Source organism: Pontibacter kalidii (assembly GCF_026278245.1).
Lineage (GTDB): Bacteria > Bacteroidota > Bacteroidia > Cytophagales > Hymenobacteraceae > Pontibacter > Pontibacter kalidii.
On record NZ_CP111079.1, the window covers coordinates 1,626,713 to 1,652,896 of the forward strand.

The 26,184-nt window shown below is 52.2% G+C and carries 22 protein-coding genes; 10 read left to right on the forward strand and 12 right to left on the reverse strand.

The genetic code is table 11. From position 1 onward, the window contains the following. Positions 1 to 185: 185 nt before the first annotated feature. From OH144_RS06985 to OH144_RS07020, 8 genes are all read right to left on the reverse strand, one after another. Positions 186 to 1,391, reverse strand: a complete 1,206-nt coding sequence (locus OH144_RS06985; RefSeq protein WP_266205583.1) for a c-type cytochrome — start codon at positions 1,389 to 1,391, stop codon at positions 186 to 188. Beyond that, positions 1,388 to 1,585, reverse strand: coding sequence for a hypothetical protein (locus tag OH144_RS06990; protein WP_266205584.1), 198 nt, complete (start codon positions 1,583 to 1,585; stop codon positions 1,388 to 1,390). The genes OH144_RS06985 and OH144_RS06990 overlap by 4 nt, the downstream gene beginning before the upstream one ends. A 104-nt stretch (positions 1,586 to 1,689) precedes the next feature. Then, positions 1,690 to 3,879, reverse strand: a complete 2,190-nt coding sequence (ccoN, locus tag OH144_RS06995; RefSeq protein WP_266205585.1) for a cytochrome-c oxidase, cbb3-type subunit I — start codon at positions 3,877 to 3,879, stop codon at positions 1,690 to 1,692. Between the two features lie 191 nt (positions 3,880 to 4,070). Next, positions 4,071 to 4,253, reverse strand: coding sequence for a cbb3-type cytochrome oxidase assembly protein CcoS (ccoS, locus tag OH144_RS07000; protein WP_266205586.1), 183 nt, complete (start codon positions 4,251 to 4,253; stop codon positions 4,071 to 4,073). Positions 4,254 to 4,342: 89 nt separating this feature from the next. Next, the gene (locus OH144_RS07005) at positions 4,343 to 6,754 is read right to left on the reverse strand and encodes a heavy metal translocating P-type ATPase (RefSeq protein WP_266205587.1); all 2,412 of its coding nucleotides are present in this window, start codon (positions 6,752 to 6,754) and stop codon (positions 4,343 to 4,345) included. Positions 6,755 to 7,194: 440 nt separating this feature from the next. Then, entirely contained in the window at positions 7,195 to 7,866 is a 672-nt protein-coding gene (locus tag OH144_RS07010) for a Crp/Fnr family transcriptional regulator (protein WP_266205588.1), read from the reverse strand. A 150-nt stretch (positions 7,867 to 8,016) separates the two neighbouring features. Then, positions 8,017 to 8,556, reverse strand: a complete 540-nt coding sequence (locus tag OH144_RS07015; protein ID WP_266205589.1) for a plastocyanin/azurin family copper-binding protein — start codon at positions 8,554 to 8,556, stop codon at positions 8,017 to 8,019. 53 nt (positions 8,557 to 8,609) lie between these two features. Further along, on the reverse strand, positions 8,610 to 10,316 hold the full coding sequence (locus tag OH144_RS07020) for a L,D-transpeptidase family protein (protein WP_266205590.1): 1,707 nt from the start codon (positions 10,314 to 10,316) through the stop codon (positions 8,610 to 8,612). Positions 10,317 to 10,778: 462 nt separating this feature from the next. Between OH144_RS07020 and OH144_RS07025 the strand changes: the two genes are divergently transcribed. Beyond that, the gene (locus OH144_RS07025; protein ID WP_266205591.1) at positions 10,779 to 12,581 is read left to right on the forward strand and encodes a M1 family metallopeptidase; all 1,803 of its coding nucleotides are present in this window, start codon (positions 10,779 to 10,781) and stop codon (positions 12,579 to 12,581) included. Between the two features lie 153 nt (positions 12,582 to 12,734). Here OH144_RS07025 and OH144_RS07030 read toward each other — a convergent pair whose 3' ends face one another. Next, positions 12,735 to 13,226 carry a YciE/YciF ferroxidase family protein gene (locus OH144_RS07030; protein ID WP_266205592.1) on the reverse strand — a complete coding sequence of 164 codons (492 nt, stop codon included), beginning with the start codon at positions 13,224 to 13,226 and terminating at the stop codon, positions 12,735 to 12,737. A 325-nt stretch (positions 13,227 to 13,551) separates the two neighbouring features. On the opposite strand from OH144_RS07030, the gene OH144_RS07035 reads away from it, so the two are divergent. Together OH144_RS07035 and OH144_RS07040 are read left to right on the forward strand one after the other, a co-directional pair. Next, positions 13,552 to 14,445, forward strand: coding sequence for a cyanophycinase (locus OH144_RS07035; protein WP_266205593.1), 894 nt, complete (start codon positions 13,552 to 13,554; stop codon positions 14,443 to 14,445). Between the two features lie 94 nt (positions 14,446 to 14,539). Continuing rightward, a complete protein-coding gene (locus OH144_RS07040; protein WP_266205594.1) occupies positions 14,540 to 15,160 on the forward strand; it encodes an HAD family hydrolase in 621 nt (206 codons plus the stop codon). 24 nt (positions 15,161 to 15,184) lie between these two features. Here the strand turns inward: OH144_RS07040 and OH144_RS07045 are convergent, their stop codons facing one another. Next, on the reverse strand, positions 15,185 to 16,117 hold the full coding sequence (locus OH144_RS07045; RefSeq protein ID WP_266205595.1) for an isoaspartyl peptidase/L-asparaginase family protein: 933 nt from the start codon (positions 16,115 to 16,117) through the stop codon (positions 15,185 to 15,187). A gap of 175 nt (positions 16,118 to 16,292) precedes the next feature. On the opposite strand from OH144_RS07045, the gene OH144_RS07050 reads away from it, so the two are divergent. Next, positions 16,293 to 16,664 carry a DUF3127 domain-containing protein gene (locus OH144_RS07050; protein WP_266205596.1) on the forward strand — a complete coding sequence of 124 codons (372 nt, stop codon included), beginning with the start codon at positions 16,293 to 16,295 and terminating at the stop codon, positions 16,662 to 16,664. A gap of 199 nt (positions 16,665 to 16,863) precedes the next feature. Continuing rightward, complete coding sequence (locus tag OH144_RS07055; protein WP_266205597.1) at positions 16,864 to 17,484, forward strand: AlbA family DNA-binding domain-containing protein; 621 nt, start codon at positions 16,864 to 16,866, stop codon at positions 17,482 to 17,484. Between the two features lie 111 nt (positions 17,485 to 17,595). Here OH144_RS07055 and OH144_RS07060 read toward each other — a convergent pair whose 3' ends face one another. Further along, positions 17,596 to 18,087, reverse strand: a complete 492-nt coding sequence (locus tag OH144_RS07060; RefSeq protein WP_266205598.1) for a toxin-antitoxin system YwqK family antitoxin — start codon at positions 18,085 to 18,087, stop codon at positions 17,596 to 17,598. 281 nt (positions 18,088 to 18,368) lie between these two features. Between OH144_RS07060 and OH144_RS07065 the strand changes: the two genes are divergently transcribed. Then, the gene (locus OH144_RS07065) at positions 18,369 to 19,814 is read left to right on the forward strand and encodes a PhoH family protein (protein WP_266205599.1); all 1,446 of its coding nucleotides are present in this window, start codon (positions 18,369 to 18,371) and stop codon (positions 19,812 to 19,814) included. A 212-nt stretch (positions 19,815 to 20,026) separates the two neighbouring features. Here the strand turns inward: OH144_RS07065 and OH144_RS07070 are convergent, their stop codons facing one another. Continuing rightward, a complete protein-coding gene (locus OH144_RS07070; protein WP_266205600.1) occupies positions 20,027 to 20,572 on the reverse strand; it encodes an SRPBCC family protein in 546 nt (181 codons plus the stop codon). Between the two features lie 194 nt (positions 20,573 to 20,766). On the opposite strand from OH144_RS07070, the gene OH144_RS07075 reads away from it, so the two are divergent. The 4 genes from OH144_RS07075 (at position 20,767) to OH144_RS07090 (ending at position 25,999) form a co-directional block, all read left to right on the forward strand. After that, entirely contained in the window at positions 20,767 to 21,213 is a 447-nt protein-coding gene (locus OH144_RS07075; protein ID WP_266205601.1) for a YkvA family protein, read from the forward strand. Between the two features lie 261 nt (positions 21,214 to 21,474). Beyond that, positions 21,475 to 23,778 carry a S46 family peptidase gene (locus OH144_RS07080; RefSeq protein ID WP_266205602.1) on the forward strand — a complete coding sequence of 768 codons (2,304 nt, stop codon included), beginning with the start codon at positions 21,475 to 21,477 and terminating at the stop codon, positions 23,776 to 23,778. Between the two features lie 109 nt (positions 23,779 to 23,887). Further along, positions 23,888 to 24,688: an alpha/beta fold hydrolase gene (locus OH144_RS07085; protein WP_266206314.1), complete on the forward strand. Its 801-nt coding sequence runs from the start codon at positions 23,888 to 23,890 to the stop codon at positions 24,686 to 24,688. Positions 24,689 to 24,817: 129 nt separating this feature from the next. Continuing rightward, positions 24,818 to 25,999 (forward strand): dipeptidase, encoded by a 1,182-nt coding sequence (locus OH144_RS07090; protein WP_266205603.1) that lies wholly within the window; start codon positions 24,818 to 24,820, stop codon positions 25,997 to 25,999. Positions 26,000 to 26,184: the final 185 nt, after the last annotated feature.

Sequence of the window (26,184 nt, forward strand, 5' to 3'; positions counted from 1 at the left end):
AAAAGTGGAAAATGAGAATGTAGCGATTGCTTTAATCAGCTGTCACAAAATTCTACATTTGGCCCCTGCTAAAAGATGACAAATATCATTTGCCGGGGTGATTATCATCAGTAATGGAAACAAAAAAGCAGCAGGCACTTCTGGAGTTAAAGTGCCTGCTGCTTTTTTATACTTGTATGTTGTACTTACTCTTTCTCGCCCTGCGGCTCCTTGGCATTTGCCGGGTTGGTGCCCTGCAGGCTCAGGATGTAGCTGGATACCTCCAGGATCTGGTCTTTGGTAAGTTTGCCCTGCCAAGGAACCATCCCTTTGGCTGGCACGCCGTACTTGACGGTCTTGAAGATTTCGTTCACATCGCCGCCGTGCAGCCAGTACTCGTCCGTCAGGTTCGGGCCTACGGTGCCCTGGCCTTCGGTGCCGTGGCAGGCCGCGCAGTTCGTGTTGTAGAGCGCCTTTCCGGATTCCAGGGCGGCGGCTTCTGTCAGCACCTCGTAGTCGGTCACGGCGTTGGGGTCGTCGGCATTATTAGCCGCGAACATGGCCGCCTGCTGCATCTCCATCTCATACTCTTCGGTTTGCAGCGCCCCGGTTTTAAACACGTGGTAGTGCAGCATATACCCCACGCCGAACACGATGGTCACGTAAAACAGGGCTTTCCACCAAGGCGGCAGGTCGTTATCATATTCCTGTATACCGTCAAAGTCATGGGTGGAGTGGATCTTGTCCTTGGCCTTGCCTGTCATCACCGTGGTGTCTCCTTTGAGCAGGAACAGTACACGACCGGCAAAGGAGCTGCGGAAATCCTCGTCATAGATCGAGTCGCCCAGCATCGGAATGAAAAGGCGGAACATCATGACCAGTACCAGGGCTGTCAGCAGCATGATGAGCGCCGCCAGTACAAACGTGAACAGCAGTACCGGGGGCAGATCTAAAAAGGCAACATCCGCTTCCGCAGCGGGTGGCGTTGCTGTGGCATCGGTCACTTCAGCCACGGGGGCAGCCTCTGCCTCTACCGTCTTGCTGCTCTCATCCTTAATATAGGCGATCACATGCTTGATCTCCTCTTCAGAGAGCGAAGTGCCGAAGGCAGGCATCGGAATCTTGTTAAACTTCTCGAAAACCTCTACCGCGTCTTTATCACCGGCCTGCACCAGTTCCTGCGAGTTCTGGATAAACTTCGTCAGCCACTCATCGCCGCGGCGCTCGTGCACGTTCTTCAGGGCAGGACCAACCACGTCGGCATCCATGCTATGGCAGACGGCGCAGTTGGCATTAAATACGGCTTTACCGGCTACGGCATCCTGAGCCTGTACGGCTGGCGATCCTGCCAGAAGCAGTCCTGCCACCAGGGCAAGGCCGCTTTTTGCTATCAGATTCTTTAAGGGGATCATTGTTTTGCGCTATCTAAAGTGATGGTCTCGTGGTTCTCGTCTTCGCAGGCAATGCTGCTCATGGACTGCAGGTACTTCTTGTCCATCAGGGCAACATAAACCAGCAGACCCAGGAAGAACAGAAAGAAAATAGAGAAGGAGATGAGCGGGTATATTTCGATGCCTTCTATGGCTTGCAAAACGTTCTTATACATTGTTTTATACTTTGTGACACTCGTATCACGTATCCCGAATAATGTATCACGACTGTAAACTTTCCTGAAGTCGTGTGTCGTGATACGTGATACTTGTGTCGGTTTTATTTCACTTCCTCCTTCACTTTAATGTCCGTGCCCAGGCGCTGCAGGTAGGCGATCAAGGCCACGATCTCAGTTTCAGGTCTTACTTCGATGCCTTCCTTAGATAGTTGGCTGGTAATCTCTGTAGCCTGCGCCATCAGGTCCTCGTTGGCTCTGTTGATATACTCCTGCTCGTAAGGCACGCCCAGTTGCTTCAGGGTCTTGAGTTTGTCCTGGGTGGTGCTCAGGTCAACGTCCTGCTCAAACAACCATGGGTAGGCCGGCATGATAGATCCAGGAGACATGGAGGTTGGGTCCATCATGTGATGGTAGTGCCAGCTGTGCGGATATTTACCTCCTACTCTGTGCAGATCCGGCCCCGTACGCTTGGAGCCCCACAGGAAGTTGTGGTCGTACACGAACTCACCTGCTTTAGAGTATTCTCCATACCGTTCTGTTTCAGACCGGAAAGGACGAACCATTTGGGTGTGGCAGTTAACGCATCCCTCTTTGATGTAGAGGTCACGCCCCTGCAACTCCAGCGAAGTATAAGGCTTCACGCTGGCAATGGTAGGCACGTTCGACTTGATCACGAAGGCAGGTATGAACTCCACCAGACCGCCGATCAGGATGGCAACAGTTGCCCAGACAGCCATCTGCATAGGGCGCTTTTCGATCCAGGCGTGCCAGTGACCGGCGTTGGCGCTCTCGGCCTTCACCACTACCGGGGCTTCTGTTTTCTCATTGGCAACCAGGCTGCCTGACTTGGCGGTCTTGTACAGGTTGTACACCATCAGGAATACGCCGCTCAAGTAAAGGATACCACCGATACCGCGCAGGTAGTACATCGGCACGATCTGCAGCACCGTCTCCAGGAAGTTAGAGTACTGCAGCGTACCTTCTGCAGTGAATTGTTTCCACATTAAGCCTTGCGTGAAACCTGCCCAGTACATTGGGATGGCGTAGAACAGGATGCCCAGCGTGCCCAGCCAGAAGTGGGCATTCGCCATCTTCTTAGAGAACAGCTCTGTTTTGTAAAGTCGTGGGAACAGCCAGTATAGCATGGCAAATGTCAGGAAGCCATTCCAGCCAAGCGCCCCCACGTGTACGTGTGCTACGATCCAGTCGGTAAAGTGGGCGATGGCGTTAACGTTTTTCAGCGACAGCATCGGTCCTTCAAAAGTAGCCATACCGTAGGCCGTGATGGCCACCACCATAAACTTGAGGATAGGCTCCTCGCGAACCTTGTCCCAGGCACCGCGCAGCGTCAGCAAACCGTTGATCATACCGCCCCAGCTTGGCGCGATCAGCATGACAGAGAAGACCACACCCAGCGACTGAGCCCAGTCTGGCAGGGAAGTATAAAGCAAGTGGTGCGGACCAGCCCAGATGTAGATGAAGATCAGCGACCAGAAGTGAATGATAGACAGGCGGTAAGAGTATACCGGGCGGTTCGCAGCCTTAGGCAGGAAGTAATACATCAGGCCCAGGAACGGCGTTGTCAGGAAGAACGCCACCGCGTTGTGGCCATACCACCACTGCACCAGCGCATCCTGCACCCCTGCATAACCAGAGTAGCTTTTGAAGAGATTAACCGGCAGAGCGTAAGAGTTTACGATGTGCAGCACGGCCACCGTCAGGAAGGTGGCGATGTAGAACCAAATGGCCACGTACATGTGCTTCTCTCGGCGCTTAGCAATCGTGCCGAACATGTTCCAGCCGAACACTACCCAGATCAGCGTAATGGCAATGTCAATCGGCCACTCCAACTCAGCATACTCCTTGGAGGAGGTCATACCCAACGGAAGGGTAATAACAGCAGCCACGATAACCAGCTGCCAGCCCCAGAAGTGGATCTTGCTGAGCAGGTCAGAGAACATGCGGGCTTTGCACAGGCGCTGCAACGAGTAGTAAACACCCATGAAGATCGCGTTCCCCACGAAGGCAAAGATCACAGCATTGGTGTGCAATGGCCTTACGCGACCAAAAGTAGTATACTGGTTGCCCATGTTCATATCAGGGTTCGCCAGCTGAAAAGCGATGATCACGCCTATGAGCATACCGGCAACGCCCCAGAACACGGTGGCTATACCAAAGTCGCGTACAATTTTGTTGTCATAAAAAAACGTGTCAGTCGTTCCCGCATCCCGGCCCTTGGGCTTCAGCTTGTCGGGTGCATTGTCTAAGACTTCGGCTACATTAGTTGACATGTGCGGTGTCCTCCATTTTTGTTAAAGTGTTTGTATTTCAGGTTTTGTGTTTATTGAAGTGGCCGCCCTGAAACCCGGCAGCTGAAGCGGCTTTGAAACCGCCCCTTTTCATTTTTCAAAATTGGGCAGGAATGCGATTTTAAAAGATGACTAATGTCACTTTCAGAAGTGATTGATATCAGCTGCAGCCGTCAGGAAGTGCTTTCGTCAGGCTTCTGAGCAGGTTTCGCTGGTGTCTCGTTATCGAAGAGCATGCGTACTGCCGGTGTATAGTCATCGTCGTACTGGCCCGATCGCACTGCCCACAGGAAAGCCACCAGAAAAGCCGTGGCTACCGATACACTCACCGCGATCATTAAAAAGATGATATACATGTTGAGTCAGAAAGTTAAAGAGTTAGAAAGTTTGAGCTGTAGCATGATGGATAATTCACTATTCCTTACTCACTATTGATTTATCATTATTACAAACCGGCTCGCTTGGCGGCAAACTTGACGGATAAGGTAGCGAAGATGATCACGCTCAGAGAGCTTATAGGCATCAGGATGGCAGATACCAGGGGCGAGAAAAGCCCCTGTACGGCCAGTGTTAACCCAATAACGTTGTATACCAATGACACTGCAAACGTGGCAAGTATGATCTTCATCGTTTTTCTCGAGAAGCCCAGGAACATGCTCAGTTTATCGAAGGCAGCTGCGTCAAGTATAGCATCGCAGGATGGAGAGAAGTTCGTGACGCTGTTGCTCAGGGCAATACCCGCATCGCTTTGTTTCAGGGCGCCTGCATCGTTCAGGCCATCCCCTACCATCAATACGCGATGCTGCCGGTCTTTCAGCTGCTGAATGTACTCCAGCTTCTGCACCGGGCTCTGATTGAAGTTGAGTTCTGCTTCGGTGCCCAACAGTTCCTTCAGGCGAGCCTGCTCGTGGTCGTTGTCACCGGAGAGCACAGCTAGCTTCTTGTCCTCTAATTCGTGTAGGATATGCTTCAAGCCCTTGCGGTACACGTTGTAAAACGTATAGTACCCCAGCAGCACGCCATCTACCGACACGTAAACGGTTGTTTTGACCGTATCTTTAACTGCATCTGTTTTTACGCCTACATATGAAGCGGATCCGATTCTTATAACAGATTCATTTACTTCACCAACCAGCCCTTTGCCGGCAAACTCCTGGAAATGCATCACGGCCACCACCTCCCCTGTCAGGCTCTGAAAAATGCGCTGGCTTAAGGGGTGTGTCGAGTGGCTGAGCACAGACTTTATACTTTGCTCGTGCGCTGCTGTAAGTGCTTTACCAGTGTAGTTGATCTCAGCGGCACTCGGCTCTGTTAGCGTACCCGTCTTATCGAAAACGATGGTATCTATCTTAGCCAGCGTTTCGACCACATGAGTGTTTTTCAGGTAAAACTTATTGCGACCGAACACGCGAAGGGTATGGCCATGTACGAACGGCGTAGCCAGGGACAAGGCACAAGGGCAGGCAATGATGAGCACGGATGTAAAGGCTTTCATGGCCATTTCGGTGTCGCGCGGGACCCAATAAAACAAGGAGCCTGCAGCAACCAGCATGGTGACTATAATGAACCACTTGCCCGCCACGTTGGCGTAGGTGTTGACACTGTGTTTTTCTTCTTTCGAAAAAATGCTATCGTTCCAGAGTTGCGTCAAATAGCCCTGCGATACTTCTTTTACTACTTCAAGCTCTACACTCTCCCCTACCTGCCGGCCACCAGCGTAAATTACCTCGCCCATCACTTTCTCCACAGGCTCCGACTCCCCGCTCACGAAACTATAATCGATCATGGCCTGGCCACGTAACAGTATAGCATCGGCAGGTATAAGCTCCTGGTTCCTAACACGGATGCGGTTGCCCACTTTAAGGTTTCGTACAGCCACGGCCTCTTCCTTGCCATCCTCCTTCAGCACCGTCACCGACACCGGGAAATAGGAAGTATAGTCTCTGTCGAAGGAGAGGGTGTCGTAGGTTTTCTGCTGAAAGTACTTGCCGATCAGCATGAAGAACACCAGACCGGTAAAAGAATCGAAGTAGCCGGGACCGGTGCCCGTAACTACCTGGTATATGCTGGTAAAGAAAAGCGCCAATAAACCGGTGGCAATAGGAAGGTCGATGTTCACCATGCGCTGCTTGATACCCTCCCAGGCGGATGTGAAAAAGCCGCGCGCACTATAAAAGAAGACCGGGATGGACAGCAGAAAACTCAGGTACCCGAAAAATGAGCCAAAGGTGCGCTGCAAGCCTTCTGTGATGGCCAGGTAATCCGGAAAGGCCAGCAACATAACGTTACCAAAGCAAAAGCCAGCTATCCCGAGCTTGTAAATAATGGTACGATTGGGCTTGGAGGATTTCTTGCCGTCGGTATCAGCCAGCGTAATTTCTGGCTCATATCCGATTCGCGATAGCAGTGTTACGACTTCGCGCAGCGTGGTTTTCTGCGGGAAATAAGTAAGCGACACCTCTTTGCGCAGGAAGTTCACCGTAGATTCTGATATACCCGGATTAAGCTTAAACAGGTTCTCGAGCAACCAGATACAGGAGCTGCAGTGCATCTGGGGAATGTAAAACGTTAATTTGCAGATAGTATCGCTCTTGAAGCTTATCAGCTGGGTTTCAACGCCCGCATCATCCAAATAGGCAAAGCGGGATTCGGACCCTTTTATTTTACCAGTTAGACCCGGGTTCTCCTCCAGGTTATAGTAAGTACAGAGGTTGTTTTCCTCCAGCAACTCATAAACGTTTTTGCATCCGGTGCAGCAAAAGCTTTTCTCGTGCGCCACGATCACTTCTTCCACACACTTGTCGCCGCAGTGGTAACAGGCTTGTATCTCAGTTCTTAAAGCAGCTTTTGTAGCCATATTATCTCCTATTTTGCTGTTACAAAGGTAGATTTGGCTGCTGCCCGAAAAGATGATAATAATCAGTTCTGATGTTGATACTTATCAGTGTGAATCAAGACGAATAGCCTGACATTTGTATCGTTGAGTTGATCAGGTGGGCCACAGGAAAGGGCGGACCTGCTTGCTCAAAAACAGTAAGGAACAGTGCTTTGCAGTAGTTTAAGGTGAGATAGAGCTGCTTTTGCCAGGGCTGTGGATCGGGGTAAGAAGGATCTTTAAAAGGATCGGCCCGAAGCAGCCTTGGCGCAAAGCCACCCCTGGGTAAGATAGTTTAGTGTTTAGTTAAGTATACATGGTGTTGGCGTGTCGTATAAATTATACGAACGTAAAAAGGCCGGCTGTTTTGCAGCCGGCCTTTTGTATTTACTGATGCTTCTGAATCTTATTTAGGCTTCACCCTAGTCGTAGAGATGGCAGATGTTATAGAGCTTGTCAGCATCCAGTATGGTAATGCTGCTGCCCTTGGTGGAGATGATCTGTTCATCCTTTAGCTCGGAGAGCAGGCGAATGGTGGTTTCCTTGGCAGTGCCTACAATAGAGGCTAGGTCCTCGCGAGAGATAGCGATCGTGAAGTTTTCCTCGCTCCCGCCCTGCTGGTAGGTTTTCTGCAGCAGCAGCAGCGCCTCCGCCAACCGCTCGCGCACAGGTTTATAAGCCATCTGCGTCATGCGCTCTTCAGCGTTTCCCAATGCCTTTGAGAGCAGTTTCATCAGGCCATTGGAGAAATCCATGTTCTCGTGTATCAGGTCCAAGAACTGTGTCTTTGGCACAAAACATACCACGGCATCGTCCAGCGCCACGGCTGAGGCTGAATAGTTTGAGTCAGCCATCAGGGCACGGTAACCGATTACATCACCGGGTTTTGCCAGGCGGATGATCTGCTCCTTCCCATCGCTGCCCAACTTGCAAACTTTCACTTTGCCGGAGTGCACGCAGTGCAGGCCCGTCGGTTTAGAGCCCTCGTTGAAGATGACCTGCCCCTTTCTGTACAGGCAGCTCGACTTGTTGGCAGACAACTCTTCCAGCTCATCGCCACGGCAACAGCCTAGCAGTGAGTTTTTTCTGCTCATACATTGTTGGCAATCCGGTGGTGTGAACTTCATGCTGGCTTTCGTCTTTGGGCGTAAAATTAGACAATACTATCTATAATCTCTATTGCCGTTAACAAGCTTTTTTTGCAGAACGTTCTTTATGCCCACTGTTCCCAACAGGGAAAGGTTTTAGTTAACCACTAGCACCCCGTTCATCTTCTTCCAGTGGCCGGGGTAGGTGCAAACGAAGTCGTAGAGGCCCGGCTCTGTGGGGACAGTAAACTCCATCTCCACTGTCTGGCCTGGCAAGGCCATCGGCGAGCCAGCGATGACCGCCTCACTTTCGGGTATGTAATTGCCGGAAGCACCCACCCTGGCGCCAGCCAGGGCCACCTGTTTATACTTGCCGGGTGCCGTGAACACCACGTTGTGCACCATCGGCATGTCCACTCCCTCGTTCACAAAGGTAAGCTTTACGAGGGCGCCGGCTTCTGCCATCAGGGTGTCCGTGCTGTATCGGATCTCCTCCAGCGTGTTGCCGAGGGCGTGCAGCTCCAGCTCCTGCACCTCCTGCCTGGTCGTGTCCTTCTCCTCCACCAGGGGGGCGCTGGCAGCCGTGGCCGTGTCCATACTAGTGTTTGCTGCCTCGGTCTCGCCTTCCGTTTCCGAAGGGCTGCAGTTCCCAAGGAGAAGCAACAGGGGCAGCATACTTATAATTAGCTTTTTCATGGGGGTAAGGGAATGCCGGGCGGGGCTGCTTGGGAGGCCCCGCCCGGCTACTGTTATCCAAAATACTGCTGCTTCAGGGTTTTATCGTGGCCGTAGAGGTCTTCCCGGAAATGCACGTTCCCTTCCGCATCCACCCAACTGGTAAAGTATACCAGGTATACCTGTACCTTCTTGGGGAGCGTGATCCACTTTTCCTCTCCGCCGTTCATTACCTCCCGGATGCTGCTCTCATCCCATTCCGGCATGTCCTGCAGCAGGTACTTGGCCAGTTCCACCGGTTTCTCGAGGCGCACGCAGCCATGGCTGAAGTTCCGGTCTGTCTGGCTGAAGAGCGCATCGGCCGGGGTGTCGTGTAGGTAAATGGCATGCTCGTTGGGGAACAGGAACTTCAATTGGCCTAAGGAGTTCTTCGGGCCTGGTTTCTGACGCACCATGTACTGGAAATTCTTCTCCGTCACTTCCTCCCAATCTATATCGTAGGGGGATACCTGCTTCGGGTCCTTCTCTTTTGTCACGATCTCCATGTTCTGCGTGTCCAGCCAGTTCGGATTGTTGATCATTTTGGGCTTGATCTCCCTCTCGACGATGCTGTTGGGTACGTTCCAATAAGGGGCCAGCACCACATACTCCATCTTCTCGCTGAAGATGGGGGTGGCGTTCATGGTTTTACCCACTACCACGCGCATGCTCATCACTTCTTTGTACTCCCGCTCCGCCTCCGGGTCATTGTCAGGATCCTCGTAAATGTATAGTTTGTACTCTGGGATGTTCACCCACACATACTTCTGGTCCAGGCTCTTTGGCACCATGCGCTTGGGGATCCAGCGCCAGCGCTCCATGTTGATCATGATCTGCTCGATGCGGTCCTCTATCGGAACGTTCATCGTTTTAAGGGTTGTGCCGCCCACCACGCCATCCTGGGTCAGGCCGTGCAGCATCTGGAATTGCTTTACCTGGGCTTCCAGCTTGTCGTCATAGTGCCAGAAACGCTTATCGTTGACGTCAATGGGTTGGTTGGGATTCAGGCGCTTTCTGAGGGAGACCACCGCCTGAGCGCTATCGCCTTTCTGCAGTGTTTTCTTGCCGCCCAGCTCCACCTTTGGCCACCCGCCCTTTTCCTGTATACTTCTGTAGTTCTGCAAAGCGTCCCGCAGCCTGGCGTAGCCGGCGTGCAGGGCCTCGAACTCATAGTAAGGGTAGGTGCTCTCACGCTCCTTCAGGATGGTTTGCAGCGCCTTGTCCAGCTTGATCTTGTTCCTTTTAACCTCCCAGTTCACGTTATTGTTGGAGGTGGGGTCGATACGGCCCCGGTAAAAGTCGGAGGCGTAGTTAAAGTATGAGGCGGTGAGAGCCACGTCAATCTGCTGCTGTAGCTGCAGGCGGGTGGAGTCCTGGCCGTCCAGCTGCTCATACTTCTGGAACATCTCGTTGAAGTTCACAAGTTTATACTTTTCCGGGTTGAGGCCCTCCTCCGAGGAAGAGTCGATCACGCCCAGAAACTTCTGCGCCTGGGGCAGCAGCTCGTTCTCGTTGAACCAGGCCAATTTGTAGTTGCGATCACCGTAGAACTTATACATCAAGTCGGCGTGCTCCTTGAACTCCGGCTCCGCGGTAATGTACTTTTTGATAAAAAGGCTGTCGGTTGTGGCCTGCGGCAGCTCCTCCTTCTTAAATAGGTCTGTAATTCCGTTGGATTCTTTTTTCTCCGAGTCGCCTTGCCCGCAGCCCGTCAGGCCGCCAAGCAGAAGCGATGTTAGCAAACTTAGGGTGAGTATTTTCAAGTTATAAGGGTTCATATTATCTAATTTTGCTCAGCCATACTTCCGTCTCTGCAGCCAGGGGCCTGCTTTTTTGATATTATCTCCTTTGGATATCAGTATAATGCAATACAAAAGCAGCTGAGCAGGTTTTCTATGCGTTTCAACTTTAAGTACTTCAAAAAGAGCGAAAATGTTTTGCCACGCTCCTACTATCCCTTTTTATACTTTGTGGGGGCCTCTGTACCCTGGGTGCTCTACTTTTACGGTGCCGAGGACCTGCCTGCCGCGGTGGGAGCAGGTGCGGCTGCAGTTTTCAGGATTCGTGCAGAATGCCTAACTTACACCAAAATATCCTCCGATAAACCCATGAGATACTATCACCGTTGTTTACTTGGGCTGGGCCTGGCAGGCAGCCTGCAGCTAGCCTCCTGCTCATCCACCTCCACAAATGATAACGAGACTATGACCACAGAACAAAGCGCGATGGAGCAAGCCTCCGGAGACGTGCATAGCTTTGCCAAGCCAGCCGAGGCCGTGGCCCAGCACCTGGACCTGGACATTGATGTAAACTTTGATCAGAAAGTGCTCAGCGGCACCGCCTCCTACCTTATCGAAAACAAAACAGGAACCGACCAGATCATTTTCGACACGCGTGGCCTGCAGATAGAGAAAGTTTACCTGGGCGATAACATGGAAGAAACCGACTTTGAGCTCGGCGATGAGAAGGAATTCCTGGGCCGTCCGCTCGCGGTCACCATCAAGCCAGACACCAAGAAAGTAACCATCCAGTATAAAACCTCTCCGGATGCAGCGGCCCTGCAGTGGCTCAACCCGCAGCAGACGGCGGGTAAAAAACACCCGTTCCTGTTCACGCAGTCGCAGGCCATACTTGCGCGCACCTGGATCCCGATCCAGGACAGCCCGGGCATCCGTATTACCTACAACGCGACCGTTAAAGTGCCTAAGGAACTGCTGGCTGTAATGAGTGCTGAGAACCCGGTGGAGAAAAATGCATCAGGCGTTTATACCTTCGAGATGAAGCAGCCGATCCCCTCCTACCTGATGGCCCTGTCGGTGGGTGACCTGGTGTTCGAGAAGATCGGGCCGCAGACGGGTATCTATGCCGAGCCGGCCACCATCAAGGCTGCCACGCATGAGTTTGCCGAGATGGACAAGATGCTGGAAGCGGCTGAAAAACTTTACGGCAAGTATAGATGGGACCGCTACGACCTGCTGGTGCTGCCGCCTTCTTTCCCCTTCGGCGGGATGGAGAATCCGCGCCTGACCTTTGTTACGCCCACTGTGCTGGCCAAGGACCGCTCGCTCACCAGCCTGATTGCCCATGAGCTGGCGCATAGCTGGAGCGGCAACCTGGTAACCAACGCCACCTGGGATGATTTCTGGCTGAACGAAGGCTTCACCGTATACTTTGAGCGCCGCATTATGGAGGAGGTCTACGGGAAAGACTACGCTGACATGCTCAACGTGCTGGGTTACCAGGACCTGCAGAACACCCTCAACGATCTGGGCGCTGACAGCCAGGACACCCGGCTGAAGCTGGACCTGGAAGGCCGTGACCCGGATGAGGGGTTGACAGACATCGCCTATGAGAAAGGCAACTTCTTTTTGCAGAACATCGAGAAAGCGGTGGGCCGAGAGAAGTTCGATGCCTTCCTGAACAACTACTTCAACACCTTCGCTTTCCAGAGCACTGATACAGATAAATTCCTCAACTTCCTGCGCACTGAACTGATCAAGGGCGATGAGCAACTGGCCGAGCAGATCAATATCGAGGGGTGGGTGTTCTCCCCTGGCCTGCCCGATGGCTTTGAGGCGCCGACGAGCGCGCGCTTTGCCAAGGTGGAGGAAGCCTTCCAGAGTTGGAAGAACGGAAAGCCAGCCGCGCAATTGAACACGAAGGACTGGTCGAGCCACGAGTGGCTGCACTTTATACGCATGCTGCCGGAGGGCATGAGCCAGCAGCAGATGGCAGAACTGGACAAGGCTTTCAACTTCACCAATTCCGGCAACTCCGAGGTGCTGGCAGCCTGGTTCATTCACGCCATCCGTAACAACTATACTACCGCAGACCAGGCGCTGGAAACGTTCCTGACCAACGTAGGGCGCCGCAAGTTTTTGGTGCCGATCTACAAGGCCCTGGCCGCCACGCCGGAAGGCAAGCAGAAGGCTTTGGCCATTTACGCCAAGGCGCGCCCGAACTACCATGCCGTGTCTACCGTCACGCTCGACGAGATGCTCAAATAAATCCACCTACTCTCACCTTAAAGCAAAAGCGGCTGCCAAAGTATGGCAGCCGCTTTTTTTATATAGTTTCTAAAAACGGAAAGCTCTGTGACCTTCTGACCCGCTCGGTGAAGCCAGGTGAAGGTACAGAGCCTTCCTACGTTTCTTTATAAATTATCTTCCAGCCTTTAGGTTGATGGACTTTTCTGCAATCTGGGTCAGTTTCTGGTCTGTCATTTTCTCCTCTTCCAGCGTTTGGTGCAGCAGGTTAAGCACGTCCTTCATGCCTAACTGGTTGGCATAGGTGCAAACGGTGCCGTAGGCGGCAATCTCGTAGTGTTCTACCCGCTGGGCAGAGGCAATCAAAGCGGCATCCATCACGGAAGCATCGGCTCTTTCATCCATCATTGATTCGGCCTCACGGATGATGCCCTCCATGGCTTTGCACTTCTCTCCTTTGGCCTTCTCGCCCATCATATCAAACACATTATCCAGACGCTCGATCTGTTTTTCAGTTACCATCAGGTGCTCCTCAAAAGCCTGCTTCAGGGTATCAGAAGAGGCAGCCTTTATCATTTTGGGCAGTGCCTTGGTAATCTGCTGCTCTGCGTTGTAAATGTCTTTCAGTTCGTGGATCAGGAGATCCTGTAAGTTGTTTAGTTTCATAGCTTGGAAAGGTTACGCGTTAAATTAATTAAGCAATTTGCTGTTACTGACCTACTATACGGCGTCATTCCGGTCGGGTTTAAGGATATCATTTTTTATTTGCCAACATATTAAATTAACCTGTTACCGCAATTATTAATATAACTTATTATATATAGTTAGATAGAAACCCAAATATACTTTAGCCTTTTGCGGCGTGCCGCGTAGGTAACTTTTGCCAAAGTGAAACGATTTTAGCTGAAAGCGGTAATCATACTGTACCAGCACAGTCTTGTGCTGCCGGTATCCATGACAGAACCGATCACTTAAACCGATAATATCACCCGTGGAGAAACCTAAAGGAAAACTGATTGCAGTAGGCGGAAACGAAGACAAAGGCAGTTACCCGAATCCCAAATCGAAAAGGAAGTACTACCTCGACTTTTTTGAATTGGGTATACTAAAGCGTTTTCTGAAGGAAATTCCAGACAAGAACCCACACATCGAGGTGGTAACCACTGCATCCATGATTCCGGAGGAGGTGGGTGAGCGTTATACCAGCGCCTTTGGCATTCTGGGCGTGGAGAATGTGCAACTGATGCACATACGCACGGAGGAGGATGCCTTAAAACCGGAGTATATCAGGCGGGTGCGCGCGTGCGACGGCATTATGTTCAGCGGCGGAGACCAGGCGCGGATAACCCGCATGTTCCTGCATACGGAGCTGCTCGACATCCTAAAGCACCGCTACCAGCACGAGAACTTTATTATTGCCGGCACCAGCGCGGGCGCTATGGCCATGTCCAGGGAAATGATCAAGGGCGGCAGTGCCCCTGAGTCGCTGTTGCGCGGAGCCGTGAAATTGGGCCGGGGCCTTAACCTGATTGAGGGCGTGATTATTGACACGCACTTTGTGACCCGCGGGCGTTTCGGGCGATTGATGGAGGCCGTGGTAACACACCCCAAAACGATTGGCATCGGCCTGGGCGAAGATACCGGCGTGCTCATTACCGAGGGCCACAAGATCGAGACCATTGGCTCTAACCTGGTGGTGATCGTGGATGGGCACGAGGTTAAGTATACTAACATCGATGAGGTGGAGCCCGGCCGACCCGTAGCCATTAACCACATGTTGATGCACGTGCTGGCCAAGGGCAACCTTTTCGACATCAATGCACGTGTCTTCTACAAAAGCAAAGAGGATTACCAACACTCGCAACTGCAGGAGCTTAACCGGTAAAGAGAGGAGATAGAAATAGCGCCACTGCACTAGATAAGTAGGCGGTATATATCAAGATAAAAATAACTGAAACACCCGCAAACCCTATTATAGAATGACCATCAAAGCACTAATTATCGACCTCGACAATACCATTTTCCCTGTACCATCCATCGGTGAGGAATTGTTCAGGCCCTTCTTTCACGTGCTGGAGGAGAGCGGGGAATTTAAGGGAGACCTGAAGGACATAAAGCAGGACATGATGCGCATCCCTTTCCAGAAGGTGGCTCAGAAGTATAAATTCAGTGAGCAACTGAAGCAGCAGGGCGACAAGTTATTACAAACCCTGAAGTATGAAAAACCTATCCCTCCTTTCGAGGACTATGCGGAGCTGCGGGCATTGCCGCAGCAGAAGTTCCTGGTTACCACGGGCTATACCAACATGCAGCAGAGTAAGGTAGAAAAGCTGGGTATAAAAGATGACTTTGAGGAAGTGCACATCGTGGACCCCAGCAAGTCGGACCTCACAAAAAAAGACATTTTCCAAAGTATAGTAGAACGCTACAAGTATGATACCTCCGAAGTACTGGTTGTCGGTGACGACCCGGAATCAGAGCTGAAGGCGGGTCGCGAGTTGGGCCTTGGCACCGTGCTGTACGCCAAAGATAGCGCCGCCCATAGCAACGTCTCTCCCCGCATAACACACTTTGGGCAGCTAAAAGAATTTCTGACCTAAGGCAAAGTAGAAATAGAGAGCCCGCTACTCCTTGTAAATACCCACATAGGTTTCCTGCTGCGCGGCCTTACTGGCGCGGTACATCCCTTCAGAGTTAAACGGCATGGCTATTTCCCCGGCTGCCGTGACAGCGACCAACCCGCCATCGCCGCCGAAGTCCACCAGCTTTTTCATCACCACCTCGTCGCAGGCTTGCTGCAGGGTATAGCCTTTATACGCCATCAGGCAGGAGACATCGTAGGCCACCACCGCGCGCATGAAAAACTCACCGTGCCCGGTGCAGGAGATGGCGCAGGTGTTGTTGTTAGCGTAGGTGCCCGACCCGATAATAGGTGTGTCGCCGATGCGGTTGTAGCGCTTGTTCGTCATGCCGCCTGTGGAGGTTGCCGCGGCCACATTGCCTTTCTGGTCCACGGCCACAGCCCCCACGGTCCCGAACTTCTCGTCGCGCTGCGCGGTGTGGTCCAGCATAAAAATATCAGAATCCCGCACCTCGCTCCACTGGCCATACCTGAACTTGTCGAAAAAGTATGACTCCGGCGCAAACTCCACCCCATAGCTGAGCGCAAACTCCTCAGCCCCGTAGCTGCTCAGCATCACGTGGTCGGAATGCTCCATGATGGCTGCAGCTAGCTTCACAGGGTTTTTTATACTTCGCACACCGGCCACCGCGCCGGCCTCCAATGTTTTGCCGCACATGATGGCTGCATCCATCTCATGCTTTCCCTCCTTGGTAAACACGGACCCGCGACCGGCGTTGAACAGCGGCGTGTCTTCCAGATGCACCACCGCTAGTTCCACGGCCTGCAGTGCCGTGCCGCCTTGCTCCAGCACCTGGTGTCCGGCTTCTACGGCCTCTTTCAGAGCAGCCCGGTAGGCTTTTTCCTGCTCCGCCGACAGACTGGCCTGTGTAATGGTGCCTGCCCCGCCATGTATGGCAATCGCTGTTTTTTGCATGCTGTTTATACTTTTATACTTTTGTAGCAACCTTTACGCCGTTTAAGCGGCGGCTGTTTGAATTCTACTTTACAGGATGATTATTTTGTAGAGTTGAGGTAATAAAATGGACCTAATTCCGGGGGAAATCCGTTATCTTTGTCTAGAGTAAAACAACTAAATTAACAGATAGATTATGTCTTTTGATATCCAAGGTAAGCTGTACGAGATCTTTGATGAGCAACAGATCAGCGACAAGTTCAAGAAGCGCGAGTTTGTGCTGGAGATTCCGGACGGCTCTTACACGCAGTACGTAAAGTTTCAGCTGACACAGGACAAGTGCAACCTGCTTGACACCTACAATAATGGCGACGAGGTGAAAGTTACCTTTAACCTGTCTGGCAAGCCTTTCACGAAGAATGGCCAAACCATGTACTTTACCAACCTGCAAGCCTGGAGACTGGAGCCTGCTTCTCACGGCTCTAATGGAGGCGCCGGTGCAGCTGCTCCTCAGCAAGACGCTCCCTCATTCTATAGCAGCGATGCAGACAACGATCTGCCTTTTTAACAAGAATCAGTTCCTGCCAAGAAATATTTCGGGAAGCGAGCCAGAACAGGCTCGCTTTTTGTTCTTTATATCTGGCCTGTAAGCCTAACATCACAAGCGTTAAGTACGGCCTCCTGGCGGTGAGCCCGTTTTTGCCATACGCCGTCAGCAACTTTTGGCACAGATCTGAGTTTATACTTTTAAGTACCCCCCTACTACTATGGATGAGCTACAGCGCCTGATCTGGGAAGGCGAAAACGACAGCGTTGACTTCAAGCAGCGCATCACCAAACCCGAGAAAATCGCCAGAACCATGGTGTCGTTCGCCAACACACGCGGCGGCGTGATACTAGTAGGCGTTAAGGACAATGGCTATGTGTGCGGCGTAGACCCCGAGGAGGAAAAGCATACGCTGCAACTTGCCGCAGAATTCTACTGCGACCCGCCAGTGACTCTGCAGTACGAGGAGGTAGAGCAGGACAACAGGGTGGTGCTAAAGGTGACGGTGCCCGAAAGCACCCATAAGCCCCATTTTGCCAAACTGAAAGAAGACGACTGGCGCGGCTATGTGCGCGTGAACGACACCAGCGTGCAAACCAGCAAAATGGTGAACAAGACCCTGCAGCAGGCGCCCGACCAGTTCGAACCGCTCCCGCTCAACCGCCACGAAGAAGCCGTGCTGGAGTACCTGCGGCTGCATCCGCGCATTACGCTGCGCCAGTACATGAAGTTGGCTAACATCTCCGAGCGCCGTGCCTACCGCACGCTGGTGAAACTGGTAATTCATGGCTACCTGCTCCTGCACGACAAGGAGAAAGAAGACTTTTATACGTTGGTGTAGCTCCCTGCCGCATCCGTGGGTTATGTTTCCATAGGGAGGAATTTATTCTTTAAGCTCAGGCAGTTACTATAAGGATACATCTTTTTAGTATCACTTTCCTTTCGTTTAGTATTACTTTCCTTTCGTGCTGCTGACCAGGTGGCCACTCCGGTAGGTCTCAGTATGCGAGTATATTCCCTGCTCATCAAACACCTGCCATTCCCCAAACCAGAAGTAATGGTCTTTGAGCGAGGACCGGATGAAGCGAGCCGTGCCCTGGCGGGCCAGGTTCCCATTCTCATGAAACTTTTGCACCTCGATGATGTTGTTGCGGCGGTTATACTTTTCTATCATGTAGCAGGTGCCGCTGGGGTAATAGTATTTCCATTTCCCCACCTCGGTGCCGTGCCTGAAACGCCCGTTCCGAATAACTATCCTGTCATCCCCCAAGTATATTTTCCAGCGGCCGTGAAAGCGATCCTGCTGGTCGAACCGGTTAATCTTCCAGAAAAGGATTCCCTGTTTCCTGGGTTTATAGATTTTCACGTCCTTCTCCTGCCCTGTGGCCGCCAAAGGCAGAAACAGCAGTATGAGCAAGTATAACCACAATCTTAGCTTTACCATTATTTTCATACTTTATTGAGCACCTCCTTGAGCAAAAGTATAAAAAAATTTACGAACAACTAATGTTTTAGTTATAGAGTCAGCAAAGTATAATTGTCTAGGTCTCAATACTATATAGAACACTGTGGATTTGTAGCTGGTAACCACGATAAATGGTAGCTGACATGGCGGTGACTGATCTTCGGCCACGGCTGGTTTTCTCACGTAAACAAGTATAAAGCTGCTTAAAAAACAGCGCCTCGCAGACGTACAAAACAAGGTTTCAACCTAACCCCACGCTTATGCCCAAAGCATCACCCGAAACCAAAAAGGCTGGCACTTCCAGCCAAAGTATCTCTACCCCTGCCGAGAACGGCAAAAGCAAACCTTCAAAAGCATCCACCGCAAAAACTAACTCGAAAGACACAGACACCAAGAAGATCTTTGTGCTCGACACCTCCGTCATCCTCTACGACCACAGCGCCATCAGGAACTTCCAGGAACACGACGTAGCCATCCCGATCACGGTGCTGGAGGAGCTCGATAACTTCAAGAAAGGCAACGACATCAAGAATTTTGAGGCGCGCGAGTTTATCCGCTTCATCGACAAGCTCTCTTCCGAGCACCGGCTGCAGGATTGGATTCCGCTGAACGGCCGCAACAAAGGGAGCTTTAAGGTGCTGATGCACAACACATCCGCAGGGGTAGATGCCGTTAACATCTTCGGAGACAAGAATGATCACCACATCCTCAACTCGGCCCTCACGCTACAGCAGGAAAAGCCGAAGAGTCGCGTGGTGCTGGTCACCAAAGACATTAACCTGCGCCTGAAGGCCCGCGCCCTGAATATCATTTCAGAGGACTATGAAACCGGCAAGATACAGGACGTAGCCGATCTCTATACCGGCTGCGATACCGTGGAGGATGTACCGGCTAACCTGGTGAACGAGCTATACGAGCACGGCTTCTGCGATGCGGATAAGGTGCTGCCAACCCTGCCCAAGGACAACCACTTCTTTGTGCTCAAAAGTTTTAAGAATTCCGTGCTGGCCTACTATAACATTGCCGAGAAGCGGCTGGAGCGGGTGGATAAGCAGTTGGCCTACGGTATAAAACCGCGCAACGCTGAGCAGGCTTTTGCCCTCCATGCCCTCATGAGCCCGCACATAAAGCTCATCAGCATACAAGGCGTGGCCGGTACCGGAAAAACGCTGCTGGCGCTGGCCAGTGCACTGGAGCAGCGCCGCGATTACAAGCAGGTCTACCTGGCGCGCCCGGTGGTGCCGCTCAGCAACAAAGACATTGGCTACCTGCCCGGCGACATTAAATCGAAGCTGAACCCGTACATGGAGCCGCTCTGGGACAACCTGAAGTACATCCAGAACCAGTACCCCGAGACCAGTAAGGAGTACCAGCGGCTGAAGGAAATGGTGGAGCTGGAAAAGCTGATGATCACGCCGCTGGCCTATATCCGGGGCCGCAGCCTCTCGAACATCATTTTTATAGTGGATGAGGCGCAGAACCTGACGCCACACGAGGTGAAGACGATCATCTCCCGGGCTGGCGAGAACACCAAGATCATCTTTACAGGCGATATCTATCAGATTGACACGCCTTACCTCGACTCGCAAAGCAACGGCCTCTCCTACCTCATCGACCGTGCCCGGAATCACCCGCTTTACGCACACATAACGCTGCAAAAAGGTGAGCGCTCTGAGCTGGCAAACCTGGCAAATGAACTGTTGTAAGTTTAGGAGTTAGAGAGTTTGGGAGTTAAAGAGTTAGAAAGTTAGAGAGTTAAAAAGTTAGAAAGTCTCAATAAAGTAAAAGGCCTGGCTGTACTTCACAACTAGGCCTTTTCTTAATATAGAGAAGTATAAAAAGTGTAAAGCTAAATGTCTCCTTGCACGCTCTAACTCCTAAACTCTCTAACTCTTTAACTCTCTAACTCTCTAACTTTCTAACTTTTTAACTTTCTAACTCCCAAGAGCTTTTGCAGTCCCTGAAGCCCCCGTTCGGCCTCCTGCTGCATTCTATACTTTTGCAGCACGCCCAGCAGCTTGGCCATAGGGTTTTGCCTCAGTGTTGTTTGCTGCTGCCATACCAGTTGGGTGCCTCCGTTATGGGCTTGTAGCGTAAACACGCCAAGTATAGCAGCGGTGTCGTCAGGCTGCGACTGCCTGTAGGCGATAGTAGTCGGCTGTATGCTTTCCGTAAAGATGAGTTGGCCGTCGCCTACCCTGTCGCCGCTCCACTGCAGCCGTGCGCCCTTGCCTTGTACCGGCCCGCCGTAGAGGTGAATCATACTTGGGTCGTGCGCCTTGTTAAGCACGCTCCAGTTTTGCCACTCGGTGGGGTTGTTCAGGTAGGGATATACCTCTTCCGGCGCTTGCTGCAGAAAAACGGACTGCTGCACCACAATTTCGGAAGGCAAAAAATGCGAGGCACCGATAATGAGTGCTGCACTTACGGGCAGCGCAATCAGCACAATTCTGAACAGTTTCATAAATTTAGGTTGAGGCAGTAAGGCTTGTATTATTAGCAGGCTATTACACATCAATTTTAAGGAGCATCTTTGATCAAAACAAGTCCGGCAGGCGGAAATATTTTTTGTGTATCGAAGCTGTAGCGGCTGTCAGGCAGCTTTTAGCAGCCTATACACGTACAGTGGATTATTAGATATTAAATAGAAGATGCTATATGCTACAAGATTGGATACACAAAGGATTTAAGTACTCCCAAAACCCCATCTTCAGGAGGTTTACAGGCAAAGCCGGAGCCTTACTTTCCAAGCCCATGAAGATTGGTTTGCTGCTGACTACGGCTTACAATAAATTAGTAGATGTGGACGGCGGTGAAAGTGGTTTCCAGCAGCTGAAGACCCTGATGATGACCTTTATGCGTCTGGTTCGGGCCTACGTAAGGGGCGATTACAGGGATGTTTCCAAAAAATCCATGGTGATCGGGGTGGCGGTGCTACTCTACCTGGTCACACCTCTCGACATCATCCCTGATTTTATACCTGTCATCGGCCTAATGGATGATATCAGCCTGATGGTCTGGTTTGTGGATGCCTTCAGCAAGGAGATCACCAAGTACCGGGAGTGGGAAGCTCATACCAGCTACGAGAACATTGGCCGTTTCTAAGCTTACCTGATTCAAGATACGAAATAAGCGCTGGTTACACGCCCTGAAAAGCATCCTGAACAGTCAGGGTGCTTTTTATTTGTCTGAGTGGATGGGCTCCTACTCCGGGGAGGTGTAAGTGAAAGTATAAATTTAGTTCATGCCTATCCCGAAAGTTACCCTCTTGCCTTTGGCTACAGGCAATTTCGTAACGGTCATACTTCAGCGGTAAAAAATGGCTATCTTTAGGGGCTAAAAACAAATACCAACCCATAATCTCACATGATCAGTAAACGCATATTATCCTTTTTTGCGGCTGCCCTGCTCAGTATTGGCATCACCACCGCACGCCCCGATGAGGGCATGTGGCTGCCGATGCTGCTCAAGCAGCTGAACGAGGCCCAGATGCAGGACAAGGGCATGAAGCTCACGGCCGAGGACATCTACAGTGTCAACCAATCGAGCCTGAAGGACGCCATCGTTTCGTTCGGGGGCTTTTGTACCGGGGAGATGATTTCGCCGGAGGGCCTGCTGCTTACCAACCACCACTGCGGCTACGGCCAGGTGCAGCAGCACAGTTCCGTGGAGAACGACTACCTGACCGAAGGCTTCTGGGCCAAAACACGGGAACAGGAACTGCCCAACCCCGGCCTCACGGCCACCTTCATCGTGCGCATGGAGGATGTGACCAAACAGATCTTGACAGGTACTGAGGCGGCTAAGACCGAAGCAGAGCGTGAGGCCATTGTGCAGCGCAACATTTCCAGGGTGGGCAAAGAGGCAACAGCCGGCACACATTATAATGCTGTGATCAGGCCGTTCTTTTACGGTAACGAGTACTACATGTACATCACCGAGACGTTCAAGGACATCCGTTTGGTGGGCGCCCCGCCTTCCTCTATCGGCAAGTTTGGCGGCGATACGGATAACTGGATGTGGCCACGCCACACCGGAGACTTCTCGCTGTTCCGCATCTATGCCGGCCCGAATAATGAGCCTGCCGAGTATTCTCCCGAGAATAAGCCTTACAAGCCCAGGCACCACCTGCCCATTTCGCTCAGCGGAGTGAAGGAGGGTGATTTCACCATGGTCTTCGGCTTCCCGGGCCGCACCAACGAATACCTGGTTTCGCAGGCGGTGAAGGAGATCTACGAGGTGTCTAACCCGCACAAGATCAACATCCGCGAGACAAAGCTCAACATCCTGGACGAGGAGATGAAGGCCTCTGACGCGGTGCGCATTAAGTATGCGGCCAAGCACGCCAGCATCGCCAACGCCTGGAAAAAATGGATCGGCGAGAACCGTGGTATCCGCAAGGCCAATGCCATTGCCGAGAAGCAACAGCTGGAGCAGCAGTTTGCCCAATGGGTGGCGGCTGACCCGGCGCGACAGCAGCAGTACGGCAACCTGCTGGCCGAGTTCGAGCAGAATTACAAGGCCCTGGATGGCATCACCATCTCCCGCGATTATATCAACGAGGCTGCCTTTGGGGTGGAGATAGTGAAATTGGCCAATAACTTCACTACGCTGCAGCGCTTGTTGGCCCAAAAGGCCCCGCAAAACGACATAGATGCGCAGGTGGCCAAACTGGAAAGCTATGCTGCCGGTTATTTTAAAGATTACCATGCTCCTGCCGATAAGAAAGTGTTCGCTGCGCTGCTGAGCCTGTACTACAACAACATCGACCGCAAGCTGCACCCGGAGATCTTTAACATGGTGCGCAGCAAGTATAAAGGCGACTTCACCAAGTATGCCGAGGATGTGTTTACCAAGTCGGCCTTTGTTTCGGAAAGTGGTGTGAAGCAGCTCTTAGCCGAGGCGAAGAAGGGAAAGGACGCGATTAAAAATGACCCTGCCTTTGAACTGGCCAATAGCGTAGCCGAGTACTACCGCGTTAATGTAATGCCGACCTATACTTCGGTGAACGATAACCTGAGCCTGCTGTACCGCAGCTACATGAGCGGTCTGCGCCAGATGCAAAGCGATAAGAACTTCTACCCGGACGCCAACTCTACCCTGCGCGTGGCCTACGGCAAAGTGGAGCCCTACAAACCGGTGGACGGTGTGATTTATACTTACTATACTACCCTGGAAGGCGTGATGGAGAAGGCTGCTTCCGGCGTGGCCGAAGACTATGCTATTCCGGCCAGGTTGCGCGAACTATATGAGAAAAAAGACTACGGCCCGTATGGTGTAAACGGGCAGATGCCGGTGTGCTTCATCGCCTCCAACCACACCACGGGCGGTAACTCCGGCTCCCCGGTCATCAACGCCAACGGCCAGCTGATCGGCACCAACTTCGACCGTAACTGGGAAGGCACCATGAGCGACATCGTATACAACCCGGATCAGGTGCGCAACATTTCGGTGGATGTGCGCTACATGCTCTTTATCGTGGACAAGTTCGCCGGGGCCACGCACCTGGTGGAGGAAATGACGCTGGTAACCGATGATACCTCCGGCCTGCCGCAGGTAGACGCCCGTAAGCAGCAACCCGAAAAAGAGCTCTCTAAAAAGGAGAAAAAGAAGTTAGAGAAAGAGCTGAAGAAGAAGAGAAAGAAGGAAAAAGCTGAGGTTGATGCTTAATCCCCACGTTTCAAAGTATAAACTCCCTGCCTGACTCTACAGGCAGGGAGTTTTGTTTTCGGCACTGTCGCTGTATCTTCCTACCTAGATTTTAATATTCTACCGATTGATGACTTCCCCAACCATCACCGTAACAGAACAAACCATCCGGATTAACAAGGCTTCCCTCAAGCTGAAGTGGCTGCGCCCAGGCGTGGCAGCAGCGAATCGTTCCGTTCTCCTCTTCCTGCACGACTCCCTGGGCTGCATTAACCTATGGCGCGATTTTCCGGAGAGGCTGGCACAGGCCACCGGTTGCACTACCCTGATCTACGACAGGCAGGGATACGGCCAGTCCTCCCCCTTCGAAAGTATAAACCGCGGTCAGGATTACCTGGAGCAAGAGGCGGATGTGCTGGAAAGGCTGCTGGATAAGCTGCAGATACCTCAAGCCATACTTTTCGGCCACTCCGATGGCGGCAGTATTGCCCTGATAGCGGCAGCCAAGTATAAAAACCGGGTGAAGGCCATCGTGACAGAGGGTGCTCATGTGTTTGTAGAAGAGGAAACCCTGGAAGGCATACGTGAAGCGGTTAAAGCCTACCAAACCACTAACTTGCCGCAGAAGCTGCAAAAGTACCATGGCTCCAAAACGGAGGCCGTCTTCCGCGCCTGGACCGACACCTGGTTATCTGCCGGCTTCCGCCGCTGGAACATCGAGCATTTTTTGCCTTCCATACTTTGCCCGGTTCTGATTATACAAGGAGAGGCGGATGAGTATGGCACGCTGGCGCAGGTGGAGGCGCTAGTGCAGCAGGCGCAGGGGCCGGTGCACCGACTTATACTTTCGGGCATCGGCCACACGCCGCACCGGGAGGCTGTCGAGCAGGTGTTACAGCAGTCCGTTAGTTTCATCAAAGCCTTGTCATAGCCTAGGCCAAGCGTGTACTTTGGCGACAGAATTTAGGTTTTCACTGAAAAACGGTATATTTAAAGGATCATCCTCCGGCAAGAGCAGCAGTTGCAGCCTAGCCGGAAGTATAAACCATACGCACTCCCCATGAAAAACAAGCACCTTTATTTAAGTATAACCGCGGCCTTGGGCCTCACCCTTGGCAGCTATCCCGCCTTGGCCCAGGATTACAGACAGGTCCACCAGGAAGCCATCCTGATCGACACGCACAACGACGTGCTGATCTCGGTGATGGAAGGCCTGGACATCAGCAAAGACCTTCGTGGCCGCACCCACTCCGACCTGGCGCGCTTTAAGGAAGGAGGCGTGGATGCCCAGTTCTTCTCCGTCTGGAGCGATGAAACCGGCAACTTCAAGTATGCGATGCAGCAGATCGACTCGCTGGAGGCCATTGTGAAACGGCACCCCGATAAACTGCTGCTGGCAACCGATGTGGCAGGTATAGAGCAGGCCGTGCAGGAAGGCAAGATGGCGGCCTTGATCGGTGTGGAGGGCGGCCACATGATCGACAACGACCTGCAGAAGCTCGAGCAGCTCTATAACCGGGGGACGCGCTACCTCACCCTTACCTGGAACAACTCTACGCCCTGGGCATCCTCGGCTGCAGACGAGACATCGGGCAAGCTGCCAAAAGCTAAGAGAGGCCTCTCTAAAAAGGGCAGGCAGATCGTTTCCCGCATGAACGAGTTGGGCATGCTAGTGGACCTGAGTCACGTGGGCGAGAAAACCTTCTGGGACGTCATGGCTGTCACCACCAAGCCGGTGCTGGTCTCGCACAGCTGCGTGCATAGCATAAACCCTATTCCCCGCAACCTGACGGACAAGCAGATCAAGGCCGTCGCCAAGAATGGCGGTGTCATCCATCTAAATTTCTTCTCTGACTTTCTGGATTCGGAGTTCAGGACACGGCTCAAAAACTTTATGGATGTCCATAAGCCTGAATCAGACTCCCTGAAAGCAGCAGGATGGTCGAACGACGCAGTCATGGATTACCTGGCGGAGACATATTCGGCTGATGTCATGCATATACGCCCCCCTCTCTCCGTTCTAATCGATCATGTTGACCATATTGTGAACCTGGTGGGGGTTGATTACGTGGGCCTTGGCTCCGACTTCGACGGCATCACCTCCGCCCCGCAGCAGCTGGATGGCGTGCAGGATTTCCCGAACGTGACTAAGGCGCTTTTAGCGCGCGGCTACAGCGAGGCGGATGTAAAGAAGATCCTCGGAGGGAACTTCCTTCGGGTATTCCGCGCCAACGGCGGGTAACTGGTTCTTCTCCTCAATTCCATAGTGAGCGTAAACGCATGCTTACATGAATGGCAGGCCTTAGACACCTGCCATTCATACCCTAGGGCCCACGCTTCGTCCTGCTCCTGTTGCTATTTGTCTGATATAGCCGCCCACAGCCTTCCGTAGAGAATTATTTTCCTTACTTTTGCATGTCCTTTGTA